Below are 24,036 nucleotides of genomic sequence, written 5' to 3' on the forward strand. Positions count from 1 at the left end.
TTATTTCATGCTATAAATAACTTCGATTTCATTATCCTGTATTCAGTTTATAATACTTATTATAACATAAATGCAAAATATAATATAAATCATTCTTCTAAATTTCACCTAATATAACCTGAATTTATCCAAATATGCTTTAACTGATCTATTCATTTCCAATGCAAAATCTGACATATATTTACGATTACAATAAGATTTGGTTCTATATGTAATATTCACATCTTTAAGTCCCATCTTCTGAAATCTTTCTTCATGCATCTTTATATGATCTTCTTTAGTTATTCTATGGTATTTATTTTTATAAACCATATATTTCCCATCAAACCTAGGTGTTTTAGTTCTATTTTTTTCATCTTCTGTAGGATAACCATAAATAATCATAGTAGCTGGAACAACATAATCTGGAAGATTTAATAATTCCCTTACCTTTTCTTCATTTTCAAGTATATCTCCTATATAACACGAACCTATATCTAATGATTCTGCTGCTATTACTGTATTTTGAGCTGCTATTAAAGCATCAGTAAAAGCAACAAGCAAATCTCCTTCTCTTGGTATTCTTGGGGCACAATCTTCAATTGAGAATATATCATACCATCTTTGATAATCTGCAAGGAATATAAGTATCATAGGTGCTTTTTCAATAAAGTGTTGATTATCACAATAAATAGCTAACTTTTTCTTTAATTCTTTATCTGTAACATCAATTATACTGTAACGCATCATTAAACCAGCTGTTGGTGCTTCAAAAGCAGCATTTATTATTTCTTCCTTGACTTCGTCTTCTATTGGTTTGTTTTCAAACATCCTAATTGTTTTTCTATTCTTTATCTGATTTAGTACTTCATTCATAACTTTTCTCCTTCATTCCATATATACAATCATAAAAGCTTATACATCATATTATTTTCAATTTTATTATTATTTATATCAATTAACTGATTATATAAATAAAAAAACTCCTAAACTTATTTGTTTAGGAGTAAAAGGTACTAGTTCTTAATTGTTACATCATATAATATTTTCATACTGCATAATCATACTTGAACCTTCAGTTGAATTTCTTCTACAATTTTATTTATCAAATCATTAACCTCAAAGCTTCCTCTAGCACTTATCATTTCTATTGTAGCCATGGAAGCCATAGTTTTAAATAATAAAGAATTTTTTAACTTACTGAATTTAGGAGATAAATCAACTAAAAAATCTTTTATAAATGGATAATCTTTTACTATATCTCCTATTACGGTATCTTTTGTAATTCCATACTCATTTTTAACTTCTATGACTGACTCCTTAACAGGCTTCTCTTCTTCCTTTTTATTTTCCCAGGACAAGAGCCTTTGATTTCCTGTGAGGCTTCTGATGTGTGTAACATCCTGCATCATTTCCAAAACCCCTCTAAAATTTCCCTCTTCATCTCTTACTGCATTATAAATGATATATATAAATTTCCCGCCCATTTCCAACCAAAATTCAGCTTCATCATGCTCTCCTGCTCTAAAAGATCTAATAATTTCTTCAACAGTAGAAACACTTTCCCTTGGATGACAGTTTTGAACTTGTCTTCCAATAACTCCTGCACTTCTTGGGAATACTCTGTGCTTGGTATCACTATAAAACTTCACTATATCATTTTCATCCACATAGGATAAATCTACCTGTAAATGCTTAAATATAAGATTAATCTGTTGAATTGTCAGTTTTCCCTGACTCACATCCAGCACTTCATTTTTTGAGGGAGCAGAAAGCATTCCATGTTTTTGAAACACTTTTGACAAATCCTTAAGCAATTCATTGTTAGATTCTAAAGCATCTCCAACTTCCTTCTCATTTCCATAAGATGGTGGATTTTGAATTAAACAATAACCAATTTCGTCATCGGCTTTTCTCATTTTCACAAAATCCTCTTGAGTTAGTAAATCCAAAGCTGTTGGTAATAGTACTTCCTCTTCTTTTACCATCATGTCTTCTACCATCTCAATGACTTCTTCTTGAATCTTTAAAAATTCTTGATCTTGGTCAGCCTGTAAATAATCCTTTGCTTTTTTAATAATGTCTCTTACATTATTATCTAACGTCCACATAACTTTTGAAGGCTTATCAAACCCCTTACTCTCTAAGGCAGAAAACAATTGGTTTTGCTTTCTTGAGAAATGAACATTTATTTGTCCTAATTTATCATAAAGCTCAAACCATTGATTCTTAATAAACTTATCTTTTAACTGTCCCTTCATTTCTTTAAGTACTTCTCTTATAGCTTCGATCTCATCAAGATAAGTTCTAATTGGATGTCCTGAAGACAGCTGAAGTTTCTCGCTTACAAGTATACCTTCGAAGATTTCAAGTATTTCGTCCATTCTTTTTGCTAATTCATCATCTGTAATTCCGTACTGCTGAAGATATTGTTCACATATAGCAAATTCTTGTGCTGTTACCTTGTTAACAGAAGATTTCAGCTTCATTTTTGCTTGTTCTAAAGATATTTCTCCTTTTAGGTAGCCTAACTTAATATCCATAATATTTTTGATTTTTGTTTCATCTACCTTCAAGTATTCACCCATTTTAATTTTTTCAAGTTGAGCTTTAGGTGTGAAATAAACATGATACTCTTCATCACTTATTTTCTCCATATATTTGTCAAAACCTCTTGATTCCATCATTTTATACATTGGGAAAGGCTCAAAATCTTTAATTATATGTATTCCTTCATTTGGTTTTAGGTCCTCAATAGCCTTTGTAATACAATCCTTAAAGGACTCATGTTCTCCACGCCCATCTATAGTAATATAATTTATGTCTTTTTTCATTTGCACATCATCCTTTCTTTATAATTTTTAATTTGGTATCTATTTTCAATTAATAAATATTATCATATGAATATAATAACATTTATTTATATATAAATCGGTAACTAAAGTTACGTTTTTTATCTGTTTTTTAAAGTACATACATTGTAATCTGCGGATGTTTTTAGTATTTACCTTTAGATTTTTTTTATAAGCTCCCCAAAATAAAGGATAAATTAGTTATATCCTTTGTTTGTTATACTCAAAAATTGATTATACTCTTTCATAAAAAAATAATGAACTGGTACTTATTTGTCCAGTTCATTTAGTCTTTTTGTTTAATTTCTATGGAATATAGTCTTCTGTTAAATTATATCTAGTCATTATTTCATATAAAGTACCATCATCTCTCATCTCTTTTAATTTCTCATTTACTGCATTTAATAAAGAAGTATCCTCTTTTCTAAGTACATATGCCCCTTTATATTTATTTTTTTCTAATAATACTACTTTAAAGTTTAACTTAGGATTTCTTAAAATAATACTTTTCCCAGTTATAGAATTAGTTAATATTGCTTCTATTGCTTTATTCTCTAATGCTTTTTGCAAATCATTACTATTGTATAAAATCATATAATTTTTTATAATTCCTTCATTTTTCCACTTCTCAGCTATTGAAACAAAAACTGAACTTCCAAGTATGCCAATAGTAGAATTTTTTAAATCTTCTTTATTATTAATACCTGAATCCTTCCTAGTCACTATTGCTTCACCAATATTATAAATAGGATTCGTAAAATTCACTAAATTTTTGCGTTCTTCTGTTATAAGTATTGATTCCCCTAATATATCGTATTGAGAATTCCTAATGAGCTCTTCCATCACTGTAGCAAAAGGAACATAGACTACAGAAATTTTTTCAATGCCCAAACGATTAGCAACTTCTTTTACTATTTCTGCATCTGCACCAGTAAATTTCCCAGTCTCAGGATCTTTATATGAAAATGGTATTCTATTTGATGATACAACTGTAAGTATTCCTTTTTCTTTTATCTTTTGTAGACTATCCTCTTTTTGCATTAATATCTTATCATCATTTGGTAGTTCCATTGCAGAAATTCTAATATTATTTACAAAATTCAGTACTACAATTAAAATAATTATATATCTAAAGCATCTTCTCAATTCAATTACCTCCCACTTATATAATGTAAAAATCATAAATAATAAAAAACATTTACACATACTTTTTATTTTTCTTCATATCTTATCTAATTATTCTATTAAAAAATCTATCCTTCATTTGTATAAAAAAATAGAAAGTAAGTGAAACTCCTACTTTCTATCTTTAATCTATAATTCTTTATTTTTAACCTCAATAGCAATTCTATCTATTAATTCATCTAAATAAATATTTCCCTCATCACCATTTTTTCTGCTTCTTAGTGAAATCATCTTTTCTTTTTCTTCTTTTTCTCCGACCACAATGATATAAGGAATTCTCTCATTTCTAGCTTCTCTTATCTTATAACCTATCTTTTCACTTCTATAATCCATTTCAACTTTTATTCCATTTAAGCTTAACTTATTCCTAATCTCTTCTGAATAATTATTGAATTTATCTGATATAGGAAGGATTTTTGCCTGTACTGGAGCAAGCCATGTTGGGAATTTTCCTGCAAAATGTTCTATTAATATTCCTATAAATCTTTCTATACTTCCAAAGATTACTCTATGAATAACTATTGGCCTATGCTTTTCTCCATCACTTCCTATATAATCTAATTCAAACCTTTGTGGTAGTTGGAAATCTAATTGTATAGTTCCACATTGCCAAGTTCTGCCTAAGCTATCTTCAAGATGAAAATCTATCTTTGGACCATAAAATGCTCCATCACCTTCATTTATTTTATAATCTAAATCTAGTTCATCTAAAGCACCTTTTAGAGACTCTTCTGCTAGATTCCAATCTTCATCACTTCCCATTGAATCCTCTGGTCTTGTAGAAAGTTCTATATTATATTTGAAGCCAAGCATAGAATACACCTTGTCTATAAGATCTACAACACCTTTAATTTCTGATTTTATCTGCTCTGGCAACATAAAAATATGTGCATCATCTTGAGTAAATGCCCTAACTCTCATAAGTCCATGAAGTGCTCCTGAAAGTTCATGTCTGTGAACCCTTCCAAGCTCCCCGACTCTCATTGGAAAATCTCTGTAGGAATGAGCTTCTGATTTATAAACAAGCATTCCTCCTGGACAGTTCATTGGTTTTAATGCAAATTCTTCTTCATCAATCATAGAAGTGTACATATTTTCCTTGTAATGATACCAATGTCCTGATGTTTCCCATAATTTTTTATTAAGCATAATTGGTGTTTCTACTTCAACATAACCTGCTTCATAATGAAGTTTTCTCCAAAAATCTATTAAAGTATTTTTAAGTACAACTCCTTTAGGTAAGAAAAATGGAAATCCTGGTCCTTCATTCATAAATGTAAATAGCTTTAACTCTTTACCTAACTTTCTGTGGTCTCTCTTTTTGGCTTCTTCTAAATTATGAAGATGAGTTTCTAGCTTTTCTTTATTTTCAAATGCTACTCCATAAACCCTTTGAAGCATCTTGTTATTTTCATTTCCTCTCCAATATGCTCCAGCTACACTTGTTAACTTAAACGCTTTTACATATTTTGTAGATGGAATATGTGGCCCTCTACATAAGTCTATGAAATCCCCTTGTTTATATAGTGAAATTTTTTCACTTTTTGACAAATCATTAATAAGTTCTACCTTATAAGGTTCATTTCTTTCTTCCATTAATTTTATAGCTTCTTCTCTTGAAACCTCTATTCTTTCAAACTTAAGTTTTTCATTTATTATAAGGTTCATTTCTTTTTCTATTTTTTCTAAGTCTTCAGTTGTTAATGGAGTATCTATATCAAAATCATAGTAAAATCCCTTATCTATAGCTGGTCCTATAGCAAGTTTTGAATCTTTATATAATCTTTTAACTGCTTGTGCTAGAATATGAGAGGTAGAATGTCTTATAACTTCAACAACTTCTTCATTATCTGTTGTTAAAATGTTTACCTCATCATTGTTTTCTAATTTGTGATTTAAATCTACTAAGGTTTTATTAACTTCCCCTACTACTGCAGATTTTCCTAAATTTCTACTTATGGAATTTGCAAGATCAAGTATGCTTGAATTATCTTCCACTTCTTTTACTGACCCATCTTTAAGTTTTACTTTAATCATAATTTTCTACCTCCTATTTAAATTTTTTCATAAAAAAAGCACCCATCCCAAAAATCTTGGGACGAATGCAATATATCCGTGGTTCCACCCAAATTGAATTAACATAATTCAATTCATCTCTAACATTTTTAACGGCTTTCACCGATGACATTTCACTAAAACTAGCTAATAAATCATAGTTCCAGGGTAGTTTTTCTCATAGTCATATTTGGAAATACTCTCAGCCGACGATATTTCCTCTCTGAAAACTGTATTCTATAATACTTTTCCCTATCATCACTTATTTTTATATTTTATTTTTAAGTTATGTGCACAAACTTATTAGAATTTATTATAGTACTCTTAGTATATTTTGTAAATAACTTTTTTAATAAGATAACTATTATAAAACGTCAAACATTTGTTCTTTTGTCAAATTTTATTAAATTATATATACTAATGTTTAAGGGGGTATACATGAATTATTTAATTTTAAAAATGAAATAATCAGATTTAAATCAATTATCAAAATAATATATTGGGGTTTTATAAGGGGGCATAAATGAATATTTTTAAAACATATAAAGGATTACCTAAAAGTATATATGCACTATTTTTTGTGCAAGTAATCAATAGATTAGGTGATTTTGTATTTCCATTTTTATCTTTACTTTTATCAGATAAACTTAACTTTTCTTACACAGCAACAGGTTTAGTAGTAACCATAACTTCACTAGTTCAAATACCTTCCTCAATATTAGGCGGAAGGCTTGCTGATTTAATCAGCCGAAAAAAAATATACTTGGTTGGACAGGGAGTTGCTGCTTTAGCTGTTTTCATTTGTGGAATAATAAATAACTCATACATAATTGTTGTTCTTCTAATAACTTCAGCTTTTTTCAATGGTTTTGTTAGACCGACTATATCTGCTGTGATGGCTGATGTATTAACTTCTGAAAACAGACAAATAGGTAATTCTCTGAGTTACCTTGGAATAAATATTGGAGTCTCTTTAGGGCCAATAATTGCAGGATTTTTATTTGAAAACTATTTGACACTCCTCTTCATTTTAGATGCTGTATCTTCATTTGTAGCTGTAATGATTTTTTATATCTTCATTGAAGAGACAAAACCTAAAGAAGGCAATAATGAAATTGTTAATTTAAATGAAAAAGAAGAATCTGGCAATCTAATTCAAGTACTTTTAAAAAAGCCAAACCTTACTTTCTTTTTAATAATTAGCATGTTCTATAGTTTTGCTTATAGCCAAATAAATTTTTCTATGCCAATGACTCTAAATGAAGTATTTAAATCAGATGGAGCTAAATTTTTTGGATATTTAATAAGTGTTAATGCTATAACTGTAGTGTTTTTGACAGTTGTAATCATTAATATAACAAAAAAATTCAAATCTCTTTTTAATATCATTTTTGCTGGAATCTTTTATGCTATAGGTTTTGGAATGATAGGATTAATAGGAAGTTCTTTTTTACTTTTTATTATTTCCACTGTTCTTTGGTCTATTGGTGAAATTTTATCCTCAACAAATAATGGAGTCTATATAGCAAATAATAGTCCTATGAATTTTAGAGCAAGAATTAGCGCCGTTTACAACATAAGTAAATCTTTAGCTGCAGCCTTTGGAACATCTACACTTGGAAAATTTATAGATAATTATGGTGTTAGCCATGTTTGGACTTTGATTTTTATAACAACAACTATCGGTGTAGGTTTTATGATAGCTCTACATCTATATAACTTAAGAAATATTAAAAAGCAAATAATTAGTGGTGAAACATTTTATTAATTATGATGTCCTAGCCTTAAATGGTCCTTTGAATACTTTTGGGTGGATAACTATATCTATGTATTAGTTACTTTGCCCCTTAGTGTTCTTTTTAACATAAATGTTGCAATTTTAGCCTCTATATGTACTCTCCTAAATTTTTAATATCATAGTTTTTAAAGAAACTATTTTCTTTCATTAAGTTAGTAACTATGGTCATATAATTAATTGTTTTATCAATGAAAAATAAGATAAACCAACTTAGGTACTGCCTCAAATATTTAGTCCCAATTCCACAAAAACAAAGCATCCATTCATTTAAATTTCTTCTTAAATATTTTATTCTTTCATCAGCTTTAACTTCAATTTTCTCCAATTCCTTATTATGATTATTTGCAACTAATTGTAAATATCTATCTCCATAAGAAGTAATATATGATTGTCTCTCTACTTTAGAATATATTTTTTCCTCAAACTTTTTTAAATTCCATGTTCTTTTGCATATAGGTAATGACAATAAAACATCATTAATTCCACTAGCTGCCACTATCCAAATATCCTCTCTTTCTGAAGTTTCAATATTCCTACATCCTTTAAAATTCTCTTTCATTACAGACTTTCCAAACTGCACATTTTCTAAAAGTTTAACATTTTCAAAATCATTAATCATACTATTTAGAACTTTATGTCTCCAATAAAATGCAGTTACTATACTTATTTCAAGTTTTTTTGCACAATATTTCAAAGTTCTTTTCTCCATCATAAGTTCTATAAATTCAATCCACTTTTTTGCATTCTTTTTTGAATAGCTCCAAACTGATTTCGTAGTTTGTGAAAATGTTTTTGTGCATTCATTATTTTTACATTTAAATCTCTGTATTCCTTTGTATTTCCCATATTTCATATAATTTTTGCAGCCACAATGTGGACAACATTTTATTTCTCTATTTTTATATAAATTTCTTTTTATCATTGCCCCTATTTCATTATTTAACATTTCTAAATTTTCATCTACTTGTATCAAGATTATCACCTCATCTTAATACTATCCCTTTTTTAATTTTCTAATCACTACCAACATTTCTATTAAAAAGATTCTTATAGTGGATTCCTATAAACAATTCCAAAAGGATATTAGAAAGTGTGTTAAGAAAATCTCGAGTATTGCCTATATCTACCATAAAATATACTTTTCTATTTCTAAAGCTACTCCATCATTTTGTACTGTATCTGTTACTTTTTTAGCATAACTCTTTACATAATTATCAGCATTCCCCATAGCTATTCCACAGCCTACAGTAGATAACATTTCAATGTCATTTTTTCCATCACCAAAAGCATAACTATTTTCTAAAGGAATATTTAAATAATCTAGTACCTTTAATATTCCTGAAGCTTTTGAATTTGTTTTTGAATATATTTCAAAATAACCATGTTTTTCATCATGAATATAATTATATTCCTCATTTCCTAATGATGTACAATATTCTATGCCTTCTTTATCTTTGCATAATAATTCAATTTTATATATATCTAACTCTTCATAATTATAATTACCTTCTAGATACTTTTTGCCTATACTGTAGCAATCATAAAATGAATGTAATTTTTCATAGTCATCTTTTATATACGAATATTTTTCTCCAAGCAAGCTATATTCAATATTAAGTCTTTCAAAATTATATATTAACTCTTTTATAAAGTCTTTCTTTATAGACTCTTTATATATGCATTTTTCTTTAACCTTCACATATGCTCCATTGTTAAGTACAAAACCATCAAATCCAAAGTTATATAAAGCTTCATTTAAAAAAGCATATGGTCTACCTGATGCAACAAAAACATAGTTTCCTTTTGCTTGTAGTGCTCGTATAGCATTTTTTACTCTAGGAGTAATATCTGCAATTCCATTTAAACAATCTAATAAAGTTCCATCAATATCAAAAAATACTGCTTTTTTCATAATTTTCTCTCCTAACAATTTCATTCTTATTTAATACTATTCATTACCATTTGTTTTCATTCTAAACTACTCATTCTCATTAGTCAATAAACTTGATTGCATTGTAATATTTAAATTGTTAGAATAGAAAGAAATGAGAACAAATAGGAGGGAACTATGTTTATTGAAGAAAGACGCAAACAAATATTAGATATATTAGAAATAGAAGGCAAAGTATTAGTAAAAGATTTAAGTATCCAATTTAATGTAAGCGAAAGTATGATTAGGAAAGATCTTCAGTTCTTAGAAAAGAATAATTTACTACAACGTGCTTATGGTGGTGCTATTAATATAAAACGTACTATATCAAATGCTGAAACTTTTATTACACGAGTTGAAAAAAATACTGACTTAAAGGAAATTGTTGCTAAAAAAGCATATGATTTAATAAATGATGGTGATACAATTTTTTTAGATCCATCAAGTATTTCTTACCTTCTTGCAAAGCTAATTCTGCAAAATAATAGAAATATTACTTTAATAACAAATATGATTGAAATCTCTTCACTGCTTCATACTGATTTGAAAACATATATTATTTTTATAGGTGGAGACTACAACTCTTTTGTGGGTGGAAATATAGGTTCTCATTCTATTGCACAAATTAAACTTTATCGTTGCAACAAATCATTTATTGGTTGTAATGGAATTGATCTTAAAGATGGCAGCGTTAGTACTGGTTTATCTGAAGATGCAGGAACTAAAAGAGTAATTATGGACATATCTAAAGAATTGTATTTAATGACTACAAATGAAAAATTTAATCTTGATGGAATATTCAATTTTTCCAACATCAATGATTTCAATAGTATAATTACAGAGACTGAACCACCTGATACTGTAATCACTTTACTTAAGGAATATGATGTGAATTTAATATAAAGTTTCTTACTATCACATAATATTAATAGTGTTATTGTACAATAAAAAACCTATGCTTGTATAAAACTTCAGCATAGGTTTTGTTATGATGTTTCTCTCTTTTATCTATTTAAAATTCTCTTTTTACTGATTTATTTAACTAAATCTATACTATCTAGTTTCCATTGATACTTTTTATTTTCTTTGTCATAAGTAGGCTCAATTGTACATTTGATATTCTTTACGGCTCCATCAACAGTGATTGTACCTTCATAGATTTTATCAAACATTTTACTTCCTTCACTTTCTTTTCCCATACTATATGTGTTTGACATGTCAACCGTTATCTGTTTGCTATCTACCTTATATTTAAGCATATCTTTCTTTATTGAATCAGCATTTATATTTGACAATTCTAATGATCCTATATTAACTTCAACTTTTGAATTATAACTTTTATCAAATGCCAAATCTAGATTAACTACACCTGAAAATTTTATTTTACTTATATCTCCACTTGTAGCTTCTCCCTCAATTTCAGCTCTTATAGTTTTCTCATATTCCATAAAATTCTTTACTTTTAAATCTGTTATATTCTCTTTATCTATAATAATATATTCAGTAGAATCATAGCTTCCTGTTTTGTATTTATATGGAAAATTTGCTCCCTTTTCAAATGCAGTCATTACAAACTTCTTCTTATCTTCATCGCTTATATTATCCACAATCTTTTCTTTATCAATAACTTTAGTTTCTAAGCTACTATCGCTAAGCTTCCATTTCCCTGTTTCTAAGTCAAATTTAGCATCAAAATTAGCTAAAACTGTAGCTTCAACTACTCCATTAGATAATTCCATTTTAGCAGTTCCAGACTTCTTATTACCTTCACCATCAATATTAATATCTTTTATGTCTTTTAATAATCCTTTTTTTAAATCAATACTGTCATAGTTATAACTAATTTTTGTATTTTTTAATAATTCTTTTATACTATCATTTAAATCAACCTTAGGTTCAATTTTATCAACATTAGAATTTCTTATAGCTCTAAATAGCCACTTACTATTGTTTTTATCATAATTTAATTCATAACTAATATCAGCTTCAACTGTTGCATTATCAATATCCAAATAAAGTTTACCTTCAATTTTATCATTTATTTTCTTTTCAGATGTTCTTGATGTAATTTCTAAAGATTTAATTTCATCACTCTTAATTTCATGATAATCTCCATCAATCATTATACTTTGTCCAATTAAGTATTGTTGTAACTTTTCCTTACCTACAGGCATTCCTTTAATGAAATTAAACACAAATACACCAATGATTGCAATTAATATAACAACTGCTCCAATTGCTGCAGCAATCTTATTTTTTAATAAACTATTTTTCATTTTATCTCTATATACAGGAAGTTCTTCTTTAACATTTGCTTTATATTCTGCTACCTTCTCTTCATGAAAGACTTGTTCATCTATGCTATCTGATAATTTTTCACCACAATATATACAATAAGCTTGTCCATCTATTATTTCTTTTTTACAATTAATACATTTCATCTATGGCATACCTCCTTACCAAAAATAACGGCCTAAGCTAGACTCAATCATAGATTTTATAAATATATAATCAATAATTCCAAATAACACTAAATTAATTATATAAGTACCTGCAACAGAATATATAACTTTACTTTTACCTTTTATAATTACCGAAGTTAAACCTTCATATGTTAAAATTATCAGAATAATCATTTGTATAATTATAATTATTACACTTAAACTTGTATTAAATAATGAAACTAATGCACTTATAAATGTAATACTTGTAGGTATAATAGCAGCATAAGTACAAATTGATAATATTTCCTCATATGTCACTTTCAATTCAAAAATTACTTTGCTAGTTACATAAATTATTGCTGAAAAAACTAAAATCATACCAAAATAATTAATTACAAGCAATATAAAAGCTCTCAAAAGCATTTGGTCAATTAACCTTCCAACAATATAACCAAATATTCCTCTAGATAAATCTCCTACTAATATTTTTACACTAAAAATATTAATAATCCCCCAAACTAAAGCTAGTATGCTAGCAATTGTTATAGACTCTTTGATTTTTAATTTACTATTACAAAATTCACCTTTATATGGCGACTTAAATATCTCTACTATTTCCATAACTTCCTCCTTAAAGCATTGATTGTAAGGCATTTTTTAACAACATTCTTAAAATAATAAATATCACGAAACTAATTCCACAAAAGCTTCCTATTATAGTAACTAAATATAACATAACATTAGCTTTTATAAGATCTTTAATTCCTTGATAAATCAATAGCAAATACATAATGATTCCAAATACAACAAATGCTGTAAACATGTATGGATGTATAATAACACCTAATATTGCTCCAATTATATTTGTTATAATTAGAATTAATTGTACTGATAAAGTTAAGTTTAAAAAAGACATAAAAATTACATTTTTTTTAAAAATCCACTTAACTATTCCAAACATACAAAAAGCAAAAATACATGTTATGATTAAAGTTGTTATAATTGCATCTATGGATGAAATTTCTATATCTAATTTTTTTCCCATTCCTTGTATGATTATAAATTCAATTAGAATAATCATCATTGCAGTCAAAGCTGTAAAAATAAGATTTGCATATGTACTTGTACGAATAAATGTAACAGGATTAGTAAATATATACCCAAACTGTTTAATCATACTTTTAGAAATATCTTCTCCCCCATGAAACTTAATGGCTCCACAATTTCCACAGAAATCACCATCATTACTCATTTCTTTTTTGCAATATTTGCAATATTCCATATTTTTTCCCCCTTATTTAATTTTATACTATTTTAATTCAAAACGTACTTTTACATTTTGACACACAAGTGCATTTTTTTCAATAATTCTATTTGAAATATATATTTTTTTATAATTTTGTTAGTCTACTGAAATATTCTTAATTCGAAAATTAAGCATTAAAAGCCAATGACATTAAATCATTAGCTCTATCAATAATACTATTAAATTGTCTATTACAATTAGCTAACTGCACTAATCAACATAGTTTCCAAATAATCCATACTTAATTAATATCTCATATATTGTCCCATCATCCTTCATCTCTTGTAACTTCTGATTAATTGCATTTAATAAGACAGTGTCATTTTTTCTTAAAGGATATCCCATATTATAAACTATATTTGGAGGATATTCATTAGGTGATAATATTCTAAAATTTAACTGGGGATTTTTAACAATAATATCCTGTCCTATTATAGAATCAGTTAGGAATGCATCTATAATTCTATTTTTCATTCCTAGTATTAAGGAATTTGCATCAGAAAAAGCTATATAATTTTTTATTTTTCCTTCTTTTTTCAACTTCTCAGCTTCCTCTAGATACACTGACCCTCCAATTATCCCTAGAGTTCTACTCTTTAAATCTTCTTTACTACTTATACCTAAATCAGTTCTAATTACCAATCCACCTGAATCTTTATAAATAGGAATAGTGAAATCTACTAACTTTTTTCGTTCATCTGTTATTGATATCCCATCAACTATTAAATCAATGTTATTATTTTTAATTAGTTCGTCAAATAGGTTAACAAATGGAATATATTTAGCACGTACTTCTTTAATACCTAGACGTTTAGCCACTTCTCTTATAATATCTGCATCAATCCCACTAAATGTACCAGTTTTAGGATCTCGATAAGAATATGGTTCATCATTAGATGATAATACTGTCAGTTCTCCTCTTTCTTTTATCTTCTGTAATCTATCTACTTCATTTATTGATGCTTTGTTATTATTTGGTACTTGTATTGTAGCTTTACCTATGATATTTGTAGTATTTATTATAATTATTAAAGAAATTAGAAATTTCAAATATTTCTTCAATACAAAATCCTCCTTAGTTCAAATTCTCTATTTTATAATATTATCTTTCATTTCTTCTCTTACAATACATTTAAAATATTTTTACTTTAAAAATTTAATAAAAAAAGAACAGGGTACATTGCATACTCTGCTCTATAGATGCTAATTATTCACTTTTCTTCTATCATAGGAAAAATACTTTTTTCCCCAATGCAAGGCTACATTTACTAATGCTATCATCACTGGTACTTCTATTAATGGTCCAACTACTGCAGCAAAAGCTATTCTTGATTGAATTCCAAATACTGCAACTGCAACAGCTATTGCAAGTTCAAAATTATTACTTGCAGCTGTAAATGCTAATGTTGTAGTTTGATGATAGTTTACTCCTGACTTATAACTTATATAGAAAGATACAGAAAACATAACTATAAAATAGATTATAAGTGGTACAGCTACCTTTACAACATCTAGAGGAAGTTCCACAATATACTTTCCTTTAAACATAAACATTACTACTATAGTGAATAATAATGCAATTAAAGCTAATGGACTAATTTTAGGAACAAACTTTTTCATATACCATTCTGTTCCCTTCATAGGTTCTAATATTAGCCTTGTAATCATTCCAAGTAAAAATGGTATTCCTAGATAAACAGCAACTGAGGTTGCTACTTCTCCTATGGAAATATGAACCTCATATCCTGTAAGTCCAAATATAGGTGGTAATACTGTAATAAACAGATATGCGAACACAGAATAAAATATTACTTGAAATATGGAGTTAAAAGCAACTAATGCAGCTGCATACTCACTGTCTCCATCTGCTAAACTGTTCCATAGAATTACCATAGCTATGCATCTTGCAAGTCCTATAAGAATAAGGCCTGTCATTAATTCTGAATCAGATTTTAAAAATACAAATGCTAGAATAAACATTAAAATTGGTCCTATAAACCAATTTTGAACTAAGGATAATCCAAGGACTTTAGGATTTTTAAATACCTTCCCAAGTTCTTTATAATTTACTTTTGCAAGTGGCGGATACATCATTACTATAAGCCCTATAGCTATTGGTATAGATGTTGTTCCAACTGCTAATTTTGCAAGGCCTGTTGAAATTGAAGGTATTCCCCATCCTAGTAATATTCCAAGTGCCATAGCTGCAAATATCCAGAAGGTTAAGTACTTATCTAAAAATGATAATCTTGATGATTTATTACTCAAAATTATTCCCCCTATTTATAATTCAATTTCATTATTACTAATTCTTGCTTTCAAATCTTTTATCTTTTCTTCTATTTGTTTTGCTGTTTTTATAAATTCTTTATCACTTTTCCCTGTCGGATCCTCTAATCCCCAATCTTCTGTATGTTTTGCTGGTAAATATGGACATATAACATTACAACCCATTTTCACTACAACATCCACTTCTGGAATTTCATCTAAAAGCTTTGATTTATGTGTCTCATTCATATCTATATTATATAAATCTTTTATTATCCTTACTGCATCTTGATTGATTTCAGGTTTTGTTTCTGTTCCTGCTGAATAACTTTCAAATACATCAGCTCCATAAAGTTTTCCTAAAGCTTCCGCCATCTGTGATCTGCATGAATTATGAACACATACAAATGCTACTTTTGCTTTCATTTTTTTCACTCCTTCAAATTAGGTTTATTAAATTTTTTCCTCTTACGTCTTCTTCTTTCCACTCTACCACTGCAAAGTTTCCTCTTGAAATTTCATCTACTTTATTAATCCATTGAATTTCATTACTTGCCTTCACTTTTAGCACTTCATTAGTTGTATTAGTAGAATATAAACTAGAATTTATTACCCACCAATTACTATGAATTTCTGCTCTTTCTAAATCTTTTTGAAGTCTAATAGCTTCATAAACAGGTGTGGTTTCAGCTAAAGTTACTATAACAACTTCTGTTTCTTTTTCATTTCTTAATCTAGGTAATAATTTAATTACTGAATCTGGTATATCTCCTTCTGACCTAGAAATTTCTTTGTTATAGCTTTCTGTTGAATCTAAAAGTAACAAAGTATGTCCTGTAGGTGCTGTATCTATTACTACAACTTCATCTTCTGCTTTTTCAACCACTTCTGCAAAAGCTCTAAAGACTGCTATTTCTTGTGTGCATGGTGATCTTAAATCTTCTTCAATATATTCAACGTCCTCATCTGTCATATTATTTTCTCTTGCTTTACTTATTACTTCTTGCCTATATTTCTCAAGTTCTTTTTTCTCATCTATATTACTTAATGAAATTCCATAGCTTTCATCTAATACAAACTTTAAATGAGCGGCAGGATCTGTAGTTGTTAAGTGAACCTTCTTGCCTTTTTTAGCTAACCCTAATGCTATTGCTGAGGCTATAGTAGTCTTTCCAACTCCACCTTTACCCATTGTAAATATAACTTTTTTATCACTATTATAAAGATCACCTATAACATTTCTTAGCTTTGGTATATCCACATTATTTAAGGAATCCATGTTAATTACAATATGATTTTCTTTAAGCAAAGCCCTAACATTATCAAGGCCTGTTATATTGTAAGGTCTTAAAGGAATCTCAAATGTATCTATATCCTTAAATTTTTCTGGCATATTCTTTAATGCTTTTTGCTGCTTTTCATAAATAGCAGTTGAAAGTTTATCATCATGGCTTTGAAGTACACCATTTATAATCAATATTTGATTTCTTAAACCTATCTCTTGAAGTTCCCCTGAAGCTCTTTCAGCCTCTTTAAGTGGTGAATTTTCTGGACGAGATACCAGTATAAGAGTTGTTCTATCTTTATCAGCTAAGGTATCTACTGCATCTTTATAAATCCCCTTTTTCTCTTCAAGTCCAGCAAGTTGACCTAAACATGATGCCCCATGAGTGCTTTCGTCTATGAAATTACTCCAAGCTGATGGTAATTGTAACATTCTTAAGGTATGGCCTGTTGGTGCTGTATCAAATATAATATGATCATATTCTTTAAAGACTTTTTCATTTGTTATCATAGAAGCAAATTCATTAAAGGCTGCGATTTCTACTGTACATGAACCTGATAATTGTTCTTCCATATTTTTCATTACTGGCTCTGATAATTTTCCTCTATATGGTCCAATAACGCTTTCTCTATATTCAGCTGCAGCAACTTCTGGTTCAAGATTTGCAACTACTAGATTAGGGACATCCTTAATTTGTACTCCTTTATTATCAAGTTCTATTCCAAATACATCTTGAAGATTGGATGCTGGATCAGTACTTACAAGCATAATCTTTTTCCCATCATCAGCTAAAGATAAGGCTACTGCACATGCTGTTGAAGTCTTTCCCACTCCACCTTTTCCTGTGAAAAATAAATATTTGGTTAAGTTAATTTCCTTTATATTAAATGTATTAAACATATTTCTTCTTCCTCTCTTTTATCAACATCCACCCTTGCATCCACAACCCTTATTTGGTTTCTTTGTATTGTTAGGCATCTTTATATTAACTTCTAAATAACTTGTTGGGATTTCTAGTAAATTACAAAACTCTTCATTAGTAGGATAACTTCCTTCTTTAACTATAACTCCATCTACTATAATTACAGGTAATGCATCTACTCCCTTTGTATTTAGTATTTCATTTATCTCTTTATTATCTACAAAAAACTGAGGATTATTTGAAAGATTATATCTCTCTATTTCTACCCCTTTATTTTTAAGTGTGTTTATTGTAGTTGCAACTCTTAATAATTCCTTATTTACAGAAGGGCCACAAACACCTGTTGAACAGCACATAGCTGGGTCAAATATAGTCATTTTTTTCATATAAATTCACTCCTATCATTCATATTTTTTTATTTACAATCACATTTTCTTCCTTTGCAGATACAGTCATCTGTCTCTGTTATTAAATTCATTAAAAATAAAGTTAACTTATTACAATTATTAATCTTTAAATGATAGTGATTCCAAAGCCCTTCTTTTCTAGCTCCAACAAGCTCACAATCTATTAATACTTTCATATGGTGAGAAAGGGTTGGTTGAGTAAAATCAAAATGTTCTAATAAATCACAAGCACATTTTTCTCCACATGATAATATATCAATTATTTTTAGTCTGCTTGGATCGGATAGAGCTTTCATAAGCTTTGCATTTTTTTCATAATCCATATTCATATTATACCCTCCATATAGATATATATCTATATACAATATAAACCATCATCTATACATAGTCAATATTATCACTATTTTAATTCTATGATTTATTTATAGATAAATATATATCTATATAGTATTCTAAAACATAAAGTTTTGTTACAAATCTATTTTTCATCCAATTATTTATCAAAAGTTATTAAATTTTAAGTTTCAAATACAATAGTTGTAAATAATAACTATTAGCTTTATTATTTACTTATATAGATTTTTTACCTAAAAGTGTTAGCTTGATATTTTAACATTAATTTCATAACATATCTTTTATCTTTTTATAGGAGGATTTTTAATAATGACTTATACTATCGAAGAAATGAAAAACTCTGACTGGAATGAAGTTTCTAAAATTTATCTAGAAGGAATTAATACAGGTTTAGCTACCTTTCAAAACTCAATTCCAACCTTTGAAGAATGGGATAAAGGGCATATTAAATCTTGTAGGTTAGTTGCTAAATCAAATGGAAAAGTTCTTGGATTTGCAACATTAAGTTCTGTTTCAAGTAGATGTGTTTATTCAGGGGTAGCTGAGGTAAGTATTTATATTGGAGCAGACTATAGAAGATTAGGTATTGGAAAAACTTTATTAAATCATTTAATAAAACTATCAGAAGAAAATAATTTTTGGACTTTACAATCTGGCATAATACGAGAAAATATTTCAAGCTTAGAATTACATAAAATTTGTGGTTTTAGAGAAATAGGAGTAAGAGAAAAACCTGCTAAAACAGGTGATGGTATTTGGCATGACACTGTATTAATGGAACATAGGAGTAAAATAGTTGGAATTGATTAATAATATACTACTAAAAATGAAATATGGTGAAGTAATGATAAAAAGCTATAATTATTTATTAAATAACTAAATTATAGCTTTTCTTAATACCATTACTAAAACATGTATATCTGTTTAAATTTATTTGTTATTTTAATAAAGATTCACAATAGGATTTTACCTATCCTATGAAATATAATTTTCAATAAAACCATGCTTATATAATATTCCATATATAGTTCCATCTTTATTCATCTCATCTAATTTCTCATTAATTGCATCTAATAATGAAACATCTTCCTTCTTTAAAGCAACTGCTACATTCAAATTTAACTGTGGCGTATATTGACTTTTGGATAATAATTTTAATTTTTGTTTAGGATTAGTTTTAACAATATTTTTTGCCATCATAGAATCAGTTAATAGAGCATCTACTATTTTATTTTCTAATGAATATTGTGCAGATTTGAAATCAAAAAAAGGTCTATAATCTTTTATCACACCTTGTCTTTTCCATTCTTTAGCAACATTTTCGTATACTGTGCCTCCAACTATAGAAATAATTTTATTCTTTAGGTCTTCCTTACTATTTATCCCTGAATCTTCTCTAATTAATATAGCATCTTGCTCTTTGTAAATTGGATTTGTGAAATTAATTATCTTTTTACGCTCATCTGTTATATAAATTGCTTGTGCTAATAAATCCACTTCTGGATCTTTAATTAATTCTTCTAATATATTAGGGAATGCAACATATCTGACCTCCAATTTTTTGATTCCTAAACGGTTAGCTAGTTCATTTATAATCTCTGCATCTATTCCTTTAAATTCATTGCTTTTAGGATCTTTATATGAAAATGGTTCTTCATCTGATGATAATACCTTTAAAATACCTGTTTTTTTGATTTTCTCTAATCTATCTACTGTTTGTATTTGTCTTTTATCTTCGTTTTCTAATTCTCTTGTACTACATGTTATATCACCTATAAAATTTGAAATAATAAGTATAGAAATTAAAAATTTAAAATATTTTTTCACATAGGCTCCTCCTTAGTTTAAATATATTTTTTAGAATATATTAAATTTATATTTATATTGTTACTCTCTATCTATTTTCATATACAAATAAAAAACCTAGAAAAAATCTAAACTTAAGATTTTCCTAGGTTTTTATTGCAAATGTAAATTATATACAATAACATTGCATTATTCATATTTATCTAATATAGCAATTAATTCTTTAGTATCAAAAGGTTTCCTTATATATTCTTTAGCTCCAAGCTGCAAACATTCATCTTTTACATGCTCATGTCCTACTGCTGAGGTAATAATTACAACTGTTTCAGGATTTATTTTCATTATTTCAGATAATACAGTGATACCATCCATCCTAGCCTCAGACATGTTTAAATCCAAAAATACAATATCTGGTTGTTCTTTATTAAATGATTCTATTGCCTCATCTTTTCCTGATGCTTCAAATATGCTACTACTCTCTATTTTTTCAATAATTTTTTTTATGAATAATCTCATATATGATGAATTATCAACTATTAACACCTTTCTCACATTAACTACTCCTTTGTATACCTTATTTTCAGTTCTTCTATAGAAACAAATCTTTCATCTTATCAAAAAGTTTGACACATTCATCTTTTTCTTGTTTTAAAGCTGCATCCTCTAGTTTTTTTGATAATTCATAGATAGAATTTATACCTAAAGTTCCAGATGAGCCTTTTAATTCATGAATAACTTCAGCCAATTTATTAAAGTCACATTGAATGATAGAATCATTAATTTCTTTAAATAAATCAGGTAAATGTTTTATATAATCTTCAAATATCTCCTTTGCATCTTCTTTGCTAAGCCCTGTTGTCTCTACAAATTGTTCAATATTATTATCTATTATATTATTATAGTCGAACATAAATCCTTTCTCTTTAGTATTTTCTTTTATCTTATTAAACATAATATCAAAATCAATAGGTTTGCTAATATAATCATCCATTCCAGCCTCAATGCATTTTTCATAATCACCTATCATAGCATTAGCAGTCATTGCAATAATTTTAGTATGTTTCTTATCTCCTTCTAATAGCCTTATTTTTGATGTACATTCATATCCATCCATTAATGGCATCTGGCAATCCATAAAAATAATATCATATTCTTTTTCTGATACTTCTTTTAATGCTTCAACACCATTCACTGCCACATCGCAAGTCATATGATGTAATTCAAGCATTTTTATAATAATTTTACGATTCATTATATTATCTTCAACCAATAAAATTTTCTGTCTTTCTGAATTATCCACTTTTTTTGCCATTGACTTTGTTATATGCTTATCATCTTCTTTATCTTCCTTTTTTAAGTCTAATACAGAAGCAATAGACTGGAGTAATTCATCCTTTCTTACTGGTTTGTTTAAACAAGATAAAAATCCATATTCCTTCATCGCCTTATCACACCCAATTTTAGTTGCAGAAAATACTATTATTAACTTTATATCCTTTGCAAAAGGTATTGTTTTTAATGTAGTTGCAAGTTCATAAGCATTCATATCTTTAAGTTGATAATCTATTATAGCAACACTTATTTTATTTTTCATATTCGCATTTGTAAAAATCCTATTAATGGCACTGGCGGCATCTTTCTCTTCAAATACTTTAAGTCCAACATCTTCAAGATATGAATTAAATATTTTCCTATTATTTTCATTGCTATCAACAATTAAAATATTCACTCCATTAAGTTTATCAAAGGAAAATTTCTGTTTGGAAGCTCTTTTACTTACCTTCAATTTTGCATCGAATTTAAATGTGGACCCTTCATCAACTACACTTTCAACAGAAATTTCACCTCCCATCATTTTAACTAATTCATTTGAAATTGCAAGCCCAAGGCCTGTTCCTCCATATTTTCTTGTTGTAGAAGCATCTGCTTGACTAAATGATTTAAAGATTTTACTTATATGTTCTTTATGAATTCCAATTCCAGTGTCCTTTACTTCAAATCTAAGTATAGCTATTTCATTCACTTCTTCCATACATTCAACTGTAACAGAAATCTCGCCTTTATGAGTAAATTTTATTGCATTATTTATAAGATTGATTAATATCTGCATAAGTCGTGATGGATCTCCCACAACCTCTTCTGGAACATTACCCTTAATCATGGTATAAAGTTCAACCCCCTTTTCTAGAGCTTTAGGTACAAGTATCGAAACTGTATCTTCAACAGTATTTCTTAAGTTAAACTTTATCTCTTCCATAATTAATTTCCCAGCTTCTATCTTTGAAAAATCTAATATATCATTAATAATATGTAATAATACTTCTGAAGCAAATTTAGCCTCACGTATAAACTCTTTTTGTTCAAAAGACAATTCAGTAGATTGTAAAAGTTGAAGAAATCCTGATATTCCATTAATAGGTGTTCTTATTTCGTGAGACATATTAGCAAGGAACTGCCCCTTTGCAATATTTGCTGCTTCTGCTTGTTCTTTTGCCTTAAATAGCTCCATTTCGGCTTTTCTCTGTTCTGTAATATCCTCAGCAGTGCAAATAAGAAACTTAACATTACCTTTCTCATCTTTATGTGGATTGCTTCTAATTTGAAGTAGCCTCTTTTCACCTTTCCAATTCTCAATTTCAAGTTCCTTTTCTGCTGACTCATCCTTTTTAAATAACTCCCAATTACTTTCAGAAAACTTATTTGCTGTATCTATATCAAATATATCGTATAAATCCTGATATTCCATATCACTTTTCTCCATGCCAAAAAACTTTGCATGAGCTGTATTAACAGTTAAATAAGAAGTGACATTGCTTAAAGCCCAAATCTGTGACTCAGAATTATCTAGTAAAATTGCTTGCCCATTAAGTGTTAATTCATATGACTTTTCCTTTTCAATTCTGTTTTTTATATAAGAGAACACCTTTGAAATATCTGTTAATATATTAATCTGGTCATCCTTCCAGTTGATAATCTTTGATAAACTTTCATATCCTACAAATCCAATTAAACTTTTTTCATTTTTTAAGGAAACTAAAAGTGTAGACTTTACACCTTCTTTCAATAAAATTTCTTTTTCCAATACTGCTTCATTAGGTAATTTTTCTGTATCATTTATTACTATTAAATCATCATTTTTTATGGAACGAATTAACCATGGGAGTGCATAAACCACCTCATCTTCTGATATTTCCCTTTTAGGCTTTATATCTTTCTTATTCCACTGACATTCTATTTTCATAAAGGTAAGATCCTTAGAAAAATAATAGATATAAATTCTATCTAAATCAAAAAACAAGCCAATTTCCTCCAGAGATTTTTTTAATTCAATATTATGATTAATGTTATCTAAATCTAAAAGTTTCTGAAATGTTTTGTTAATTAATTTCAGACAATCATTAGAATACCTGATGTTTGTGCAATTATCTTCATTACTCATAGAATC

21 protein-coding genes and 1 other annotated feature are annotated in these 24,036 nt (G+C 28.0%); of the genes, 3 read left to right on the forward strand and 18 right to left on the reverse strand.

From position 1 onward, the window contains the following. Positions 1-108: 108 nt before the first annotated feature. From NNC19_RS13640 to thrS, 4 genes are all read right to left on the reverse strand, one after another. Positions 109-855, reverse strand: a complete 747-nt coding sequence (locus tag NNC19_RS13640; RefSeq protein ID WP_310939218.1) for a nitroreductase family protein — start codon at positions 853-855, stop codon at positions 109-111. A gap of 185 nt (positions 856-1,040) precedes the next feature. Continuing rightward, positions 1,041-2,813 carry a PAS domain-containing protein gene (locus NNC19_RS13645; protein WP_310939219.1) on the reverse strand — a complete coding sequence of 591 codons (1,773 nt, stop codon included), beginning with the start codon at positions 2,811-2,813 and terminating at the stop codon, positions 1,041-1,043. Positions 2,814-3,137: 324 nt separating this feature from the next. Continuing rightward, entirely contained in the window at positions 3,138-3,977 is an 840-nt protein-coding gene (locus NNC19_RS13650; RefSeq protein ID WP_310939220.1) for a transporter substrate-binding domain-containing protein, read from the reverse strand. 168 nt (positions 3,978-4,145) lie between these two features. After that, entirely contained in the window at positions 4,146-6,053 is a 1,908-nt protein-coding gene (thrS, locus tag NNC19_RS13655) for a threonine--tRNA ligase (protein ID WP_310939221.1), read from the reverse strand. 54 nt (positions 6,054-6,107) lie between these two features. Then, positions 6,108-6,339 (reverse strand) — a binding site (T-box leader). A gap of 255 nt (positions 6,340-6,594) precedes the next feature. Here thrS and NNC19_RS13660 point away from each other — a divergent pair. Further along, entirely contained in the window at positions 6,595-7,839 is a 1,245-nt protein-coding gene (locus NNC19_RS13660; protein WP_310939222.1) for an MFS transporter, read from the forward strand. A gap of 118 nt (positions 7,840-7,957) precedes the next feature. Here NNC19_RS13660 and NNC19_RS13665 read toward each other — a convergent pair whose 3' ends face one another. Together NNC19_RS13665 and NNC19_RS13670 are read right to left on the reverse strand one after the other, a co-directional pair. Continuing rightward, positions 7,958-8,842, reverse strand: a complete 885-nt coding sequence (locus NNC19_RS13665; protein WP_310939223.1) for a hypothetical protein — start codon at positions 8,840-8,842, stop codon at positions 7,958-7,960. Positions 8,843-8,992: 150 nt separating this feature from the next. Then, on the reverse strand, positions 8,993-9,781 hold the full coding sequence (locus tag NNC19_RS13670) for an HAD family hydrolase (RefSeq protein WP_310939224.1): 789 nt from the start codon (positions 9,779-9,781) through the stop codon (positions 8,993-8,995). A gap of 156 nt (positions 9,782-9,937) precedes the next feature. Here NNC19_RS13670 and NNC19_RS13675 point away from each other — a divergent pair, with 156 nt between their 5' ends. Further along, on the forward strand, positions 9,938-10,702 hold the full coding sequence (locus tag NNC19_RS13675; RefSeq protein WP_310939225.1) for a DeoR/GlpR family DNA-binding transcription regulator: 765 nt from the start codon (positions 9,938-9,940) through the stop codon (positions 10,700-10,702). A gap of 131 nt (positions 10,703-10,833) precedes the next feature. On the opposite strand, the gene NNC19_RS13680 is transcribed toward NNC19_RS13675, so the two are convergent. The 9 genes from NNC19_RS13680 to NNC19_RS13720 all read right to left on the reverse strand — a co-directional run bounded on the left by NNC19_RS13680 (position 10,834) and on the right by NNC19_RS13720 (position 18,760). Continuing rightward, the gene (locus NNC19_RS13680; RefSeq protein ID WP_310939226.1) at positions 10,834-12,240 is read right to left on the reverse strand and encodes a hypothetical protein; all 1,407 of its coding nucleotides are present in this window, start codon (positions 12,238-12,240) and stop codon (positions 10,834-10,836) included. A 15-nt stretch (positions 12,241-12,255) separates the two neighbouring features. Further along, the gene (locus NNC19_RS13685; protein WP_310939227.1) at positions 12,256-12,864 is read right to left on the reverse strand and encodes a hypothetical protein; all 609 of its coding nucleotides are present in this window, start codon (positions 12,862-12,864) and stop codon (positions 12,256-12,258) included. 10 nt (positions 12,865-12,874) lie between these two features. Further along, positions 12,875-13,525: a hypothetical protein gene (locus NNC19_RS13690; RefSeq protein ID WP_310939228.1), complete on the reverse strand. Its 651-nt coding sequence runs from the start codon at positions 13,523-13,525 to the stop codon at positions 12,875-12,877. 234 nt (positions 13,526-13,759) lie between these two features. After that, entirely contained in the window at positions 13,760-14,611 is an 852-nt protein-coding gene (locus NNC19_RS13695) for a transporter substrate-binding domain-containing protein (protein WP_310939229.1), read from the reverse strand. Positions 14,612-14,752: 141 nt separating this feature from the next. Then, positions 14,753-15,817 carry an ACR3 family arsenite efflux transporter gene (arsB, locus tag NNC19_RS13700; RefSeq protein WP_310939230.1) on the reverse strand — a complete coding sequence of 355 codons (1,065 nt, stop codon included), beginning with the start codon at positions 15,815-15,817 and terminating at the stop codon, positions 14,753-14,755. A 15-nt stretch (positions 15,818-15,832) separates the two neighbouring features. Beyond that, entirely contained in the window at positions 15,833-16,243 is a 411-nt protein-coding gene (locus NNC19_RS13705; RefSeq protein WP_310939231.1) for an arsenate reductase ArsC, read from the reverse strand. A 13-nt stretch (positions 16,244-16,256) separates the two neighbouring features. Further along, positions 16,257-18,002, reverse strand: coding sequence for an arsenical pump-driving ATPase (arsA, locus tag NNC19_RS13710; RefSeq protein WP_310939232.1), 1,746 nt, complete (start codon positions 18,000-18,002; stop codon positions 16,257-16,259). Positions 18,003-18,023: 21 nt separating this feature from the next. Continuing rightward, positions 18,024-18,410 carry an arsenite efflux transporter metallochaperone ArsD gene (arsD, locus tag NNC19_RS13715; protein ID WP_310939233.1) on the reverse strand — a complete coding sequence of 129 codons (387 nt, stop codon included), beginning with the start codon at positions 18,408-18,410 and terminating at the stop codon, positions 18,024-18,026. Between the two features lie 29 nt (positions 18,411-18,439). Further along, positions 18,440-18,760 (reverse strand): metalloregulator ArsR/SmtB family transcription factor, encoded by a 321-nt coding sequence (locus tag NNC19_RS13720; RefSeq protein WP_310939234.1) that lies wholly within the window; start codon positions 18,758-18,760, stop codon positions 18,440-18,442. 334 nt (positions 18,761-19,094) lie between these two features. On the opposite strand from NNC19_RS13720, the gene NNC19_RS13725 reads away from it, so the two are divergent. After that, the gene (locus NNC19_RS13725; protein WP_310939235.1) at positions 19,095-19,595 is read left to right on the forward strand and encodes a GNAT family N-acetyltransferase; all 501 of its coding nucleotides are present in this window, start codon (positions 19,095-19,097) and stop codon (positions 19,593-19,595) included. A gap of 165 nt (positions 19,596-19,760) precedes the next feature. On the opposite strand, the gene NNC19_RS13730 is transcribed toward NNC19_RS13725, so the two are convergent. From NNC19_RS13730 to NNC19_RS13740, 3 genes are all read right to left on the reverse strand, one after another. Next, positions 19,761-20,612, reverse strand: a complete 852-nt coding sequence (locus NNC19_RS13730; protein ID WP_310939236.1) for a transporter substrate-binding domain-containing protein — start codon at positions 20,610-20,612, stop codon at positions 19,761-19,763. A gap of 168 nt (positions 20,613-20,780) precedes the next feature. Next, positions 20,781-21,143 (reverse strand): response regulator, encoded by a 363-nt coding sequence (locus NNC19_RS13735; protein WP_310939237.1) that lies wholly within the window; start codon positions 21,141-21,143, stop codon positions 20,781-20,783. Between the two features lie 37 nt (positions 21,144-21,180). Beyond that, positions 21,181-24,030, reverse strand: coding sequence for a response regulator (locus tag NNC19_RS13740; RefSeq protein WP_310939238.1), 2,850 nt, complete (start codon positions 24,028-24,030; stop codon positions 21,181-21,183). Between the last annotated feature and the right edge of the window lie 6 nt (positions 24,031-24,036).

Source organism: Clostridium sp. SHJSY1, assembly GCF_031626875.1.
Lineage (GTDB): Bacteria > Bacillota > Clostridia > Clostridiales > Clostridiaceae > Clostridium.

Excerpts from the sequence above, each read along its gene's own strand:
- NNC19_RS13640 (WP_310939218.1), bottom strand. The coding sequence starts at position 855 with ATGAATGAAGTACTAAATCAGATAAAGAATAGAAAAACAATTAGGATG.
- NNC19_RS13645 (WP_310939219.1), bottom strand. The coding sequence starts at position 2,813 with ATGAAAAAAGACATAAATTATATTACTATAGATGGGCGTGGAGAACAT.
- thrS (WP_310939221.1), bottom strand. The coding sequence starts at position 6,053 with ATGATTAAAGTAAAACTTAAAGATGGGTCAGTAAAAGAAGTGGAAGAT.
- NNC19_RS13660 (WP_310939222.1), top strand. The coding sequence starts at position 6,595 with ATGAATATTTTTAAAACATATAAAGGATTACCTAAAAGTATATATGCA.
- NNC19_RS13670 (WP_310939224.1), bottom strand. The coding sequence starts at position 9,781 with ATGAAAAAAGCAGTATTTTTTGATATTGATGGAACTTTATTAGATTGT.
- NNC19_RS13675 (WP_310939225.1), top strand. The coding sequence starts at position 9,938 with ATGTTTATTGAAGAAAGACGCAAACAAATATTAGATATATTAGAAATA.
- NNC19_RS13680 (WP_310939226.1), bottom strand. The coding sequence starts at position 12,240 with ATGAAATGTATTAATTGTAAAAAAGAAATAATAGATGGACAAGCTTAT.
- NNC19_RS13685 (WP_310939227.1), bottom strand. The coding sequence starts at position 12,864 with ATGGAAATAGTAGAGATATTTAAGTCGCCATATAAAGGTGAATTTTGT.
- NNC19_RS13690 (WP_310939228.1), bottom strand. The coding sequence starts at position 13,525 with ATGGAATATTGCAAATATTGCAAAAAAGAAATGAGTAATGATGGTGAT.
- NNC19_RS13705 (WP_310939231.1), bottom strand. The coding sequence starts at position 16,243 with ATGAAAGCAAAAGTAGCATTTGTATGTGTTCATAATTCATGCAGATCA.
- arsA (WP_310939232.1), bottom strand. The coding sequence starts at position 18,002 with ATGTTTAATACATTTAATATAAAGGAAATTAACTTAACCAAATATTTA.
- arsD (WP_310939233.1), bottom strand. The coding sequence starts at position 18,410 with ATGAAAAAAATGACTATATTTGACCCAGCTATGTGCTGTTCAACAGGT.
- NNC19_RS13720 (WP_310939234.1), bottom strand. The coding sequence starts at position 18,760 with ATGAATATGGATTATGAAAAAAATGCAAAGCTTATGAAAGCTCTATCC.
- NNC19_RS13725 (WP_310939235.1), top strand. The coding sequence starts at position 19,095 with ATGACTTATACTATCGAAGAAATGAAAAACTCTGACTGGAATGAAGTT.
- NNC19_RS13740 (WP_310939238.1), bottom strand. The coding sequence starts at position 24,030 with ATGAGTAATGAAGATAATTGCACAAACATCAGGTATTCTAATGATTGT.